This is a genomic window from Sphingomonas sp. (genome assembly GCF_019242355.1).
GTDB lineage: Bacteria > Pseudomonadota > Alphaproteobacteria > Sphingomonadales > Sphingomonadaceae > Sphingomicrobium.
On record NZ_JAFAVR010000064.1, the window covers coordinates 1 to 11,313 of the forward strand.

7 protein-coding genes and 1 pseudogene are annotated in these 11,313 nt (G+C 62.9%); 5 read left to right on the forward strand and 3 right to left on the reverse strand.

Going from position 1 to position 11,313, the window contains the following annotated elements; translation table 11 throughout:
- Window positions 1-97: 97 nt before the first annotated feature.
- Both pglZ and brxL read left to right on the forward strand, forming a co-directional pair.
- A complete protein-coding gene (gene pglZ, locus JOZ79_RS02670; RefSeq protein ID WP_294070188.1) occupies window positions 98-2,464 on the forward strand; it encodes a BREX-1 system phosphatase PglZ type B in 2,367 nt (788 codons plus the stop codon).
- Entirely contained in the window at window positions 2,461-4,518 is a 2,058-nt protein-coding gene (brxL, locus tag JOZ79_RS02675; protein ID WP_294070190.1) for a BREX system Lon protease-like protein BrxL, read from the forward strand. Before pglZ ends, brxL begins: the two co-directional genes overlap by 4 nt.
- 60 nt (window positions 4,519-4,578) lie before the next feature.
- Here brxL and JOZ79_RS02680 read toward each other — a convergent pair whose 3' ends face one another.
- Genes JOZ79_RS02680 through JOZ79_RS02690 form a run of 3 tightly spaced genes read right to left on the reverse strand, consistent with a single transcriptional unit; the run spans window position 4,579 to window position 6,709 of the window.
- Window positions 4,579-5,034, reverse strand: coding sequence for a hypothetical protein (locus tag JOZ79_RS02680; RefSeq protein WP_294070193.1), 456 nt, complete (start codon window positions 5,032-5,034; stop codon window positions 4,579-4,581).
- A gap of 26 nt (window positions 5,035-5,060) precedes the next feature.
- Window positions 5,061-5,975, reverse strand: coding sequence for a nucleotidyl transferase AbiEii/AbiGii toxin family protein (locus JOZ79_RS02685; RefSeq protein WP_294070202.1), 915 nt, complete (start codon window positions 5,973-5,975; stop codon window positions 5,061-5,063).
- A complete protein-coding gene (locus JOZ79_RS02690; RefSeq protein WP_294070196.1) occupies window positions 5,972-6,709 on the reverse strand; it encodes a type IV toxin-antitoxin system AbiEi family antitoxin domain-containing protein in 738 nt (245 codons plus the stop codon). Before JOZ79_RS02690 ends, JOZ79_RS02685 begins: the two co-directional genes overlap by 4 nt.
- 257 nt (window positions 6,710-6,966) lie before the next feature.
- Here JOZ79_RS02690 and JOZ79_RS02695 point away from each other — a divergent pair, with 257 nt between their 5' ends.
- The 3 genes and pseudogenes from JOZ79_RS02695 to JOZ79_RS02705 form a co-directional block, all read left to right on the forward strand.
- The gene (locus JOZ79_RS02695; protein ID WP_294070198.1) at window positions 6,967-7,920 is read left to right on the forward strand and encodes a zincin-like metallopeptidase domain-containing protein; all 954 of its coding nucleotides are present in this window, start codon (window positions 6,967-6,969) and stop codon (window positions 7,918-7,920) included.
- A 174-nt stretch (window positions 7,921-8,094) separates the two neighbouring features.
- A complete protein-coding gene (locus JOZ79_RS02700) occupies window positions 8,095-10,230 on the forward strand; it encodes a ParB/RepB/Spo0J family partition protein (protein WP_294070200.1) in 2,136 nt (711 codons plus the stop codon).
- Between the two features lie 209 nt (window positions 10,231-10,439).
- Window positions 10,440-11,313: pseudogene (locus tag JOZ79_RS02705) on the forward strand (methylase); the annotation flags it as partial.

Genomic DNA, 11,313 nt, shown 5'->3' on the forward strand with positions numbered 1-11,313 from the left:
CGAGTTTCAAGGGGCGCCGCTACAACGACTTTCATTATACGAAGGCCTGTAAGCAGCGCGCGCGCGACGCCAAGACCGACATTTTGAAGGGCGTCGCATGAGCGACGGCACGATTGTTCATGGGCTTGCGCGCTCGCTCATCGACGCCGCTCAGACTTTTGAGGCCGGCAAGGATTGGCCGGCAGCGCTACTGTGGCCAGACCCTGAACGCCAATGGTTTGCCGCCTTCGCGGAGTTGCGACGACGGCTCGCTGCCCAGCGAATCGCTCTTTATGCCTGTGGCGAGTACTCGCCTGAAGAGGGCATCGGCCCCTCGATCTGGCTCCGTTGTCTGGTTGAAGGACCTAACGCGCCCGGCTTGAAAGGCGCGGTTCCTATCGGCTTTCTAGCGGTCATTCTACTGCCCAACGTGACTTGGCGTGCTCTGCGCGAGCCACTCACCCTGGCAAAGGGGCTGCAGACTCTGGTCGAGATGCAATACCGCGGCGACGTCTTTCGCCAGCGGCGGCAGGCCCGCGACTGGACGGTCGCGACCTTCCTGCGCGACCCGGACCAGGGCCTCGGCCTCAAAGTGGCGACGGATTCCCGCACCGACGAGGCCGCACGTCGCGCACTTCCAGCGTTGCTTGACCTGCCACTCGAGGGCTGGCGCGACCGCAATCTCGGCGCAGAGGATTTTGATGGGCTCCTCGTCGATGACAAGGAGCGCGACCTCCTTCGCTGGATCGGCGACCCGGATGCGGCACGCGCCGGAATGGCGGATGCAGCGTGGAGCGCGTTTCGAGATCAAATCAAGCGCGACTACAGCGTCGATCTCGACCAGAAGGGCGCTCTGCAAACGGCCATCGAGCGTCTGGCGCGCCGAAGCGGTCCGTGGCGCAAGGTGTGGGATAGAGTGGCAGACTCGCCGCAGCAATTCCGCTCGGTATGCGAGCGCATTCGTGCAGAAACCCAGCAGAAGCAGGGCGATCTCCTCCCTGGTCTGGGAGAAGGCGATCCGGTGCACAACCCTCACGACAATTTCGTCGCGGAGAAGGTCCTGGCGCAGGATCTGAGCGAGCTGGCGAACTTGTCGAGCCGCGAAGCGGCTGAGAAGGTGATCGTACTCGAAGAACAGCATCGTTCGCGTCGTGCCTCGCTATGGGCACGGCTCGGAGAAGCCCCGCTCGCCACTGCGCTCGAACCGTTGACGCGGTTGGCGGCAGCCACCGAACGAGGCCTGCCGGGCGATGATCTCTCCGCCCTCGCTAGCTCCTACACAGAGGACGGTTGGCGAGTTGATGCTGCGCTGATTGAAACGATCGCAGCCGCCGGAACACGTGAGGATGTGGTCGCGCGCGCAGCTGGAACATTGTATCGGCCGTGGGTCGATACGCTCACCCGACGCTTCAGGGCTGTATATGAGACGGCTGGCGACGCGGCACGTCCGGCGCCGCTCGCGATCGAACCGGGGACGCTTGTCCTGTTCGTCGACGGACTCAGGATGGATGTCGGCCAGTCGGTCACTCAACACCTCGGCAACTCAGGTACGCAAGCGTCCCTCGCTTGGAGGCTTGCGGCAATACCGACGCTTACTGCAACCGCCAAAGCATTGGTGACACCTGTTGGCGACAGCATTGCGGGCAGAGGGAAGGTGGACGCGTTCCTTCCGCTCGAAGTGTCATCAGGACGACCTGCCACTTTGGATGTCCTACGGAAGGCAATGCTCGCGCGCGGTATTCAGGTGATCGACAGTGGGACCACATCGCCACCCGAGAAGCTCATTTCGATCGGGTACGCCGAATGCGGGAATATCGATAGCGATGGGCACAACATGGGATTGCGCCTTGCTGCGCACCTCCAGACTGAGATCACCCGGATTTGCCAATACGTTCAGGATCTGAAGGGTGCAGGTTGGTCACGCGTCCGAATCGTCACCGATCACGGCTGGCTCATGATACCGGGCGGCTTCGAATCAATCCGTTTGCCAACTTCTGCCCTGATCGCGAAGGGTCATCGAGCGGCAATCCTCCAGGAAGACGCGGCGGCCGAGCTCGCCTTCATCCCGTGGCATTGGGATAAATCGGTACGCATCGCCGTGCCGCCGGGCGCCGAAGCGTTTCGCGCTGGTCAGGTCTACAGTCATGGCGGTCTCTCACCGCAGGAATGTGTCATTCCGGACATAACCGTAGGCGGTGAGTCGAGCGCGAAAGGCGAGAGCCCGCGCATCAGCGCGATCACTTGGCGCCGTCTGCGCCTGACCGTCGAGATGAGCGGTGAACTGGCGGACGTGTCTGTGGAAGTGCGTCGCAAGGAGCGCGATCCCGCCTCCCGCGTGGACGTCGCCTCGGCTGTTGAAGGGACGCGCGCACGCTTGACCGTGTCGGACGAGGTTGAAGAAAGCGATCCAGTCCTCGTCGTGCTTATCGACCGGCACGGAAGCGTTGTTGACGCGCGTGCCACCCGTGTTGGAGAACGCGGATGACTTTGGAACTCGACCGGCTCGACCACCTGGGCGCAAGCGCCTTTGAGGGTTTCATTGTCCGTAAAGACTTGGTTCGCCGCTATGCGAGAGCCTATCCCGTTCCGGCTTATGTCGTTGAGTTCTTGCTGGGCCGCTATTGCGCCTCCACGGACGAAGCGGAAATCAAAGAGGGGTTAGAGATTGTCGATAAGCAACTTAAGGATCGCTGCGTACGAACCGGACAAGAGGAGGTCTTTAAGAACGAAGCGTACCGGAAAGGTTCAGTCCGTATCATCGATACAGTTCGTGCGCGTCTTGACGCTAAGAACGCCTGCTATGTTGCAGAACTTCCCAGTCTCGCACTCCGGGACGTGCGCATTCCCGATAGGATTGTCGAAGAGAACGATCGCATCCTGATCGACGGCTTTTATGCCGAGGTGACGCTCACATACGATAGCGTCATCGCGCAGGAGAAGAACGGCCGACCATTCGGGATTGATACGCTTCGGCCAATTCAGATGTCACGCGCCGATGTGCTTGACACTTTGTATGAAGGGCGTGCGAAGTTCGAAACAACTAACGACTGGATTGACTTCCTGCTGCGCTCGATCGGCTTTGAACCTAGCGAATTCAACGAACGCGCGAGGCGCGTCGCCCTGCTGCGGATCGTCCCGTTTGTCGAACGCAATTTCAACCTCGTCGAACTTGGCCCGCGCGGCACAGGCAAGAGCCACCTGTTCCAGCAAATCTCGCCCTATGCCCATCTGATCTCCGGCGGCAAAGCGACAGTCGCGCGCATGTTTGTCAACATGGCGAACGGGCAGCGCGGCCTCGTTTGTCAGTACGACGTGGTCTGCTTCGACGAGATCGCCGGCGTCTCCTTTGATTCCAAGGATGGCGTGAACATCATGAAGGGGTACATGGCGTCGGGCGAATTCTCGCGCGGCAAAGATTCAATCAGGGCCGAAGGTGGGATTGTGCTCGTCGGCAATCTCGATATGGATCTCGATCAGGCACAGCGCGTCGGGCACCTCCTCGGGCCGCTTCCGCCGGACATGCGGGACGATACAGCATTCATGGACCGGCTCCATGCCTATGCGCCAGGTTGGGATTTCCCGAAGCTAGATCCGCGTCGTCATCTGACCGACCACTTCGGGCTCGTTTCCGATTTTTTGTCGGAGTGCTTCACGCGGTTACGAGCAGGTTCACGCGCCGGCGCATTGGACGGACGCGTCCATTTTGGAGGCGCGTTATCGGGCCGTGACATTGAGGCCATTCGCAAAACCGTAAGCGGATTAGCAAAGCTTCTATACCCTGCGCCGTCCAGCCACATTCCCGACAGCGACTTGGAATGGATCGTACGATTAGCGCTAGAAGCCAGACGTCGTGTCAAAGAACAGCAACGACGTGTGTTCAAGAGTGAGTTTCGCAACACGCACTTTAGCTACACGCTCGGCGCGGATGGCGTCGAGACATTCGTGGCCACGCCGGAACTCCAGTCTGACCAGGCGATTGAGAGCGATCCGCTCCCACCGGGACAAATCTGGGCGATCTCTCCCGGGTCAAAGGACGGTGGAGCTGGCCTCTACCGTATCGAGGTGTCGCATCAGCCAGGCTCGGGCATACGCATTCTAAATCAGCCATCCCCACCCGCATTCCGAGAAAGCGTCAAGGTGGGTGAGCAAATCTTGTTCGCACAGGCGCGCAGCCTTGTGGGAGACCGCGATCCTAGAGCGCAAGAATTCACACTCCAGTTGCGTGCGATCGATACCGACAAGTCCGGAGCTGGGCTGGGCGTGGCAGTGCTCACCGCACTGTGCGGCTCAGTTCTGGGGCGTAACACTCGAGGCGGAACCATTCTCGTTGGATCGGCAAGCCTCGGCGGATCGATCGAACTGGTGCCGAATGCAGTACAGCTCGCGGAGCTAGCGATCGAAAAACAAGCGCAGACAATTCTCATGCCGGTTTCGGCCCGCCGTCAGCTCAACGATCTGCCTGACGAGCTTTGGACAAAGATTAGCATCGAGTTCTACAAAGACGCTGCCGACGCAGTGTTTAAGGCGCTTGTCGAATAAGCAGATCGATAGGTTTGCGCTATGGGCGAGGCGATGCCTCATCGACCTACTTATGACCCTCTATCTCGACCACTGAGCCCCCCAGGTCGTGACTGTTCCGTCCGCACGCACCGTGAGTAGCGCCACGCCAAGCCTGGCCAGACCGCCGCGCGTCTCTTCAAAGAGCGCCCGATAGCGCGGAAAGTCCGGAAGACCGAGCGCAACCACGGCCTCCGGATGCTTTGTTTGCAACCGCATCACCTTAAGCAGCGCATGCGAGTACCATTGCTGCGCCTGGTTCGTCGGATTGGTTGGCTTGACCTCCGCGGCGCGTCGTGGGTCACGATAATTTTTCGACGGATAGCCCTTTGCTTCAAGAAGGAGCGTCCGGCCGTGTCTCGTTGCCTGAATATCGACGCCGCGCTCCTTGGAATGCGTGTCGGCCCTGCCGACAATCGCCCAGCCGTCCTGTGTGAGGAAACGGGCGATTGCTTCGACGACATTGCCCTCCCAGTACCAATCCGCGGTGACGTCCATATCGCTCTCTCCGACCATCCTGGTGTTCATCCGAATAGCCGAGTCAGCGTGTCTTTTTGTTCGGCGAACTTCCGGGGGTCGGCCTTCCGCAGCCGTTCGAGGTTCTGAAGTTTCCATCGCAGCCCCGGGAGCTGTTCAAGATGGGGCACGCCGAGCACTGCCCATTCGGGTTCGGCCGTGACCAGCGACAACAGGAACCGCCGCTCATCTTTCGTCAGCCCCTGTTGGAGCTCGTGCATCATCCGCTCGCGCGCGGCAAGCAGCGCGTCAAGTTCTACGGGTTGGACCGTCATGCCGACGAAATTGCTCTCGAACTCCTGGCGGACATCCCGGAGCGTCGGATACAGCACCTCATGCACCGGCCGGTTATGACTCCCGAGATAGACGACGAAAGCGCGGCGAATATCGGATGTGATCCCTTCGTACGCGAAGAGCTGCATGACGTCGAACAAGTCGCGGGGATGTTGCCGGTCCATCGCCGCTACCAGCTTGCCGCCATACACGTCTTCGAGCGAGACGACCGGGATTTCGAGATCCGCCTGCAGCGTGTCGCGTGCACTCTGCGTCAGCGACGCCATGCGCACCGGATTGACCGTTCCGCGCATGACGAAGTTGACCTCGATCTTCACCTGGGTGACGCCCTGGCGCACCAGCAGCTTGGTCTCACCGGCATCCGCCGAAGCAGGCGCGTGGGTCTGAAAGCCCTGCTTCTTCAGGCGGGCGACGGATCGCCGGATGGCTTCGTTGATGCGCTTGAGTGCCTCCGCGCGCGGCACCGTGTGGTCGGGAAACACCAGATCGAGATCGACCGAGAGCCGCGGCATGTCGCGCACAAAGAGATTGATCGCGGTGCCACCCTTCAGCGCGAACGTGTCGTCGACGAGCACGAGCGGCGCCACGCGCGTCAGCAGCCGTGCGCTGTCGAGATAGACTTGGTTCACGGTTTCAACACCAGGAGCCCGTCGGCCGAGCGCGACACCCAGGGCCGGTTGCTGCCCTTGGGCAACTGCGATTGATCGAGCTTGCCAAACCAGGGCTGCGAGAGTTCGCGACCGAGCTGCAGGCAGAGGCGCACCGTCTTCACGCTGACGCATCGCTTGAGCAGATCGCGCAGCACGTTGGCGCGCAGGCTGTAGCTGCTCTCGACCAATTCGCGCGCTTCCTGCAGCGGCTGCCGCACGCCCACCTCGCTCAGCACCTCGAGCAATGCGCGTTCGGGCGCCGAGATCAGCGGTCCGCCTCTGCGATCCTCGAACGGCCGGACGTGCAGAAGCGCCTTGGGGCGCTCATCGAAGAGCCGCTTACGATGGTATTCGGCCGGAAAGCGGTGAGTGAACCAGTCAGGGAGGCGCCCGGCCTTCCAGCCGTAAAGATGAAGGACGGGGCGTGGGGCCACGTATTGGCGGATGCCGTGCCAATCGAGCGCCGATTTGCCACCGACATGCAGCCCCTCGAATTGTCGTTGCAATATCGCAATACTCGGGTGCAAGGCAGGCGGATCGTTGGGACGGCAATAGACACCGCGCGCCAGCCGCTCGAGCCAGCCCGCCCGGACATAGTGGACGGCCAAGTCGGCCGATATTCCGAGGCCGGTGAGGTCCTCGGACGTGAGCGGGGTCCCAGGCGCCAGGTGGGTGTAAAGCTTATTTAGCTTGTCTCTTTGGGTCGTAGCCATACTACGATAATAGCGATTATTCAAAACAGCAGCAAGCTTGGATAAGAGGCCCGAATCGTAGCCAGGCTACGATAATTGATACCGTCTCAAATTGGTTTGGGGAAAGCCTTCCCCTGCGGCCGAGCCTGTGGTCTCGGCCGACCCCTTCTGCGGGGATACCCCGCAACGCCCCGAGAGGGAGAGTGCGGACGGGTTGTTTTCCGTGACGGGTTGAGGACTGGGAGAGAGGCTCCCGGCGCCCGTCGCGGAGATCCGCGATGCCTAGAGATGCCGCTCGCGCTCGGTCCGGCGCCAGCCGGACGAGCCTCTATGATGAAATCACCGCCAAGATCCTTGCCGAGCTGGAAGCCGGCCGCGTGCCCTGGGTGCAGCCTTGGGGGACGGCGGCGGCGAAGGCGCCGCTCGCCATGCCGAAGAACGCCAGCACCGGCCGGTTCTATTCCGGGATCAACGTGCTGATCCTCTGGGGTTCCGTGATCGAGCACGGCTTCCCGGTCCAGGCCTGGCTGACCTTTCGCCAAGCCCTCGGTCTCGGCGGCAATGTCCGCAAGGGCGAGCACGGCACCACCGTCGTCTATGCCGACCGCTTCATTCCCGATGACGAGAAGAAGCGCGCCCAAGAGACCGGCGAGGAAGCCCAAGCGATCCCGTTCCTCAAGCGCTTCACCGTCTTCAACCTCGCGCAATGCGAAGGCTTGCCGGAGAATCTCGTGGTCGCCGCGCCGCCGCCCGACCCGGGCCTTATCGAGCCTCGGGTGGAAGCGTTGATCAAAGCCACTGGCATCGATTTCCGCATCGGCGGCAGCCGGGCCTTCTACATGCCCGCGCAAGACTATGTGCAGGTCCCACCGCCGCAAGCCTATTTCGAGCCGATCAACTGGCACCGTACCGCGCTCCATGAGCTCGGCCACGCCAGCGGCGCTCCGCACCGGCTCAATCGCGATCTATCGGGTTCCTTCGGCTCCAAGAAGTACGCGTTCGAAGAACTCGTCGCCGAGATGAACGCCGCGTTCTGTTGCGCCTCACTCGGCATCGTGCCCACCGTGCGCCACGCCGATTACATCGGCTCCTGGCTCGAGATGCTGCGCGAGGACAACCGGGCCATCGTTCGCGCCGCATCGCAGGCGAGCAAGGCCGCCGACTTCCTTCTCGGTTTTCTTCCTGAGGGTGACGCACAGGCCTCCACTGCGAATGAGCAGGAGGCGGCATGATGCGGCCTCAGTCGCGACGGTGAGTAGGCCGTCACGCAAAGCCGGATTTGTGCGAATGCGCATCTCGGGTTCGCTGGATAGCCGGCGCTTCAGAGTGAGAGGGCTGCGCCGGTCTTCGTGACGGGTTGGAAGCTGAGAGAGAGTCTTTCGGCGCCCGTCGCGGAGCCAATCCCGATGGCTACTGCCGTTCAGAAGATCACCCTGTCGTCGTCGCGCGACATCCCCTTCAACAAGCTCGTTCTGTCTCAGTCGAACGTCCGGCGCGTGAAGGCCGGCGTTTCGATCGAGGAGCTTGCCGAGGACATCGCTCGGCGCACGCTCCTACAAAGCCTCAATGTCCGGCCGGTCCTCGACGCCGAAGGTGTCGAGACCGGCATGTTCGAGGTTCCGGCCGGTGGCCGGCGCTATCGCGCACTCCAGCTTCTCGTCAAACAGAAGCGCCTCGCCAAGACCGCGCCGGTGCCCTGCGTCGTGCGCGACGCCAGCGTCGACATCTCAGCCGAAGAAGACTCGTTGGCCGAGAACGTTCACCGCGCGCCGCTCCATCCCCTCGACCAGTTCCGCGCGTTCCAAGCATTGCGCCAGAAGGGTCAATCCGAGGAAGAAATCGCTGCCGCCTTCTTCGTCGGCGTGAACGTCGTGAAGCAGCGGCTGCGTCTCGCGACGGTGTCCGAGAAGCTGCTCGACATCTACGCCGAAGACGGCCTGTCGCTTGAACAGCTCATGGCGTTCACGGTGACGAACGATCACGCGCGTCAGGAGCAGGTCTGGGAATCACTGCAGCGCTCGTACAGCCAAGAGCCCTATCAGATCCGCCGCATGTTGACCGAGCGCACCGTGCGCGCGTCGGACAGGCGCGCCCTGTTCGTCGGCATCGATGCCTATGAGCAGGCTGGCGGCATCGTCCTGCGCGATCTCTTTCAGCAGGACGACGGCGGATGGCTGGAGAACGTCGGGCTGCTCGATGCGCTGGTCGCCGAGAAGCTGAAGGCCGAAGCGGAGAAGATCGCCGCCGAAGGATGGAGGTGGATCGAAGTGAATGTCGATTTCCCGTTCGGCCACACGCATCATCTACGCGAGATCGAAGGGACGCCGACGGACCTCACGGCCGAGGAACAGGCGACGCTCGAGGCGTTGAAGACCGAGTACGCCAAGCTCGAGGCGGAGTACGAAAACGCCGACGAGCTTCCCGACGACGTCGATGCTCGTCTCGGCGAAATCGAGACGGCGCTCGCCGCCTTCGACGATCGGCCGGTGCGCTACGGTCCCACCGAGATCGCTCGCGCTGGCGTCTTCGTCAGCATCGATTCGGATGGCAGTCTCTCGGTCGATCGCGGCTATGTCCGCCCGGAAGATGAGGCGCTCGCCAGTACAAATACGGACGGTGAAGCCGGCAGCGACGGCAAAGCGAGCGAAGGTGGCGAGCCCGCCGCGCCCACCGTCCAGCGTGCCGTCATCACGATCGGGGGCCAGCCCGAGGCCGAGGACGACGAGGAGGACACCATCAAGCCGCTGCCGGACCGGCTCATGAGCGAACTCACCGCCTATCGCACGCTGGCGCTGCGGGATGCGGTAGCGAACAACCCGCATGTCGCGATGACAGCGTTGCTGCACAAATTCTGCCTGGACACTTTCCAGCACAGCGCGGCGGGGCCTTGTCTCGAAGCCTCCGTGCGGCACGTGTTCTTCTCAATCCAGCCGGCTGACTTGAAGGACAGCGTGCCCGCGAAAGCGGTCGCGGAACGGCACGAGGCGTGGAAGGCCGACCTGCCGAAAGACGAGGCTGCCCTCTGGGACTGGCTCGCTGCTCTCGACGACGCCAGCCGCGCCGCGCTGCTGGCCCATTGCGTCTCCTTCGGTGTCAATGCGCTCTATGAGAAGGGCGACCGCTACGGCGGCCCAGGCGTCTCGGTTCACGGTGTCCAGCGCCGTCTCGTCCAGGCCGATCGTCTCGCGCGCGCGGTCGGGCTCGACATGGTGGAAGCCGGCTGGCGGCCGACCGTCGACAACTATCTCGGCCGCGTCACCAAGCCTCGCATCCTCGAGGCGGTGCGCGAGGCGAAGGGCGAACGGTCCGCGCAGCTCATCGACCACCTGAAGAAGACCGACATGGCGAAGGAGGCCGAGCGCCTGCTGGAGGGCACCGGCTGGCTCCCCGAGCCGCTGCGCACATCGGATGCCGACGGCGCGGAGGCACTCGATGGCGATGTCGCGGAGGGTGACGAGGCTCTGCCCGCCTTCCTCTCGGACGACGAGGAAGGCGCTAGCGAAGAAGACGTGGACGAGCCTGCCGTGATCGCCGCGGAATAATGACCACGAGCGGGGCGGCATTTGCCGTCCCGCTCATATCTCTGATTATCGCCCACAGCGCCCGGCCATCGCGTCGGGTGCTTTCGTTTTGAAGCATCGCCATCATCAACAAGAGAGCGAGAGGCCGGCCGGGAGGGGCTTGAGCCGATCGGGATCGAGAGAGAGCACCCGTCGGCTCGGCCCGCACTCGCTCTCCCGAGGTTCCCTTCATGACGACTGTTTCCCACGACGCGGCCGCCTGTGCGGCTGCGCCATCGCCCACATCCGCATCTGCCGGCATCCTCCAGGCCGCGCGACTCCTCCTTCCCGATTTCGAACGCGGACGGCGCATCGATGCCGGTGTCCTGCGGTTCGCAATGGAGACAGCCTTCGGCGCTTCCGATGCCGCCGGCGCATGGGACTGGAAGCAGGCCTATGACGCTTGCGAGGCCGCGACCGTCCTGTTCCTGCGCAAATACGGCAAGCCGCTTTTCCGCAAAGCCGACTCTCCGGCTTCACGGCTTGCCGCGCTGACGAAGATCGCCGGCCGTCTGCCCACCCACACACGGCGTTCCGAGGAGAGTCAAGCGCTCCAACAATTCTCGACGCCGGTTACGCTCGGCCTCGCGGCCTGCACCGCAGCCGCCATTACGTCGGACGATTGCGTGCTGGAGCCTTCGGCCGGCACAGGGCTCCTCGCCATCCTGGCTGAGGTCGCCGGCGGCGCGCTCGCGCTGAACGAGTTGGCCGACACGCGCGCCGCGCTCCTCGACCACCTCTTTCCCGGCGTCACCGTCAGTCGCTTCGATGCGGCGCAGATCGACGATCATCTCGACGCTGCGATCACGCCGAGCGTCGTGCTGATGAACCCGCCATTCTCCGCAATGGCGAATGTCGACCGCCACATGGCCGACACCGTCTATCGTCATGTCGCGTCAGCGCTGGCGCGCCTCATCAACGGCGGGCGGCTGGTGACGATCACCGGCGCCAATTTCGGCCCCGAGGCGCTGGCCTGGCGCGATGCCTTTGTCCGCCTGCAGGAGCGTGGCACCGTCGTCTTCACCGCGGCGATCGATGGCGCGGTCTATGCCAAGCATGGCACGA

What these genes read in the sequence shown, in the direction of transcription:
- JOZ79_RS02695 (WP_294070198.1), top strand. Translation starts at nt 6,967, where the DNA reads ATGCCTAGAGATGCCGCTCGCGCTCGGTCCGGCGCCAGCCGGACGAGC.
- JOZ79_RS02690 (WP_294070196.1), bottom strand. Translation starts at nt 6,709, where the DNA reads ATGGCTACGACCCAAAGAGACAAGCTAAATAAGCTTTACACCCACCTG.
- JOZ79_RS02680 (WP_294070193.1), bottom strand. Translation starts at nt 5,034, where the DNA reads ATGGACGTCACCGCGGATTGGTACTGGGAGGGCAATGTCGTCGAAGCA.
- brxL (WP_294070190.1), top strand. Translation starts at nt 2,461, where the DNA reads ATGACTTTGGAACTCGACCGGCTCGACCACCTGGGCGCAAGCGCCTTT.
- pglZ (WP_294070188.1), top strand. Translation starts at nt 98, where the DNA reads ATGAGCGACGGCACGATTGTTCATGGGCTTGCGCGCTCGCTCATCGAC.
- JOZ79_RS02700 (WP_294070200.1), top strand. Translation starts at nt 8,095, where the DNA reads ATGGCTACTGCCGTTCAGAAGATCACCCTGTCGTCGTCGCGCGACATC.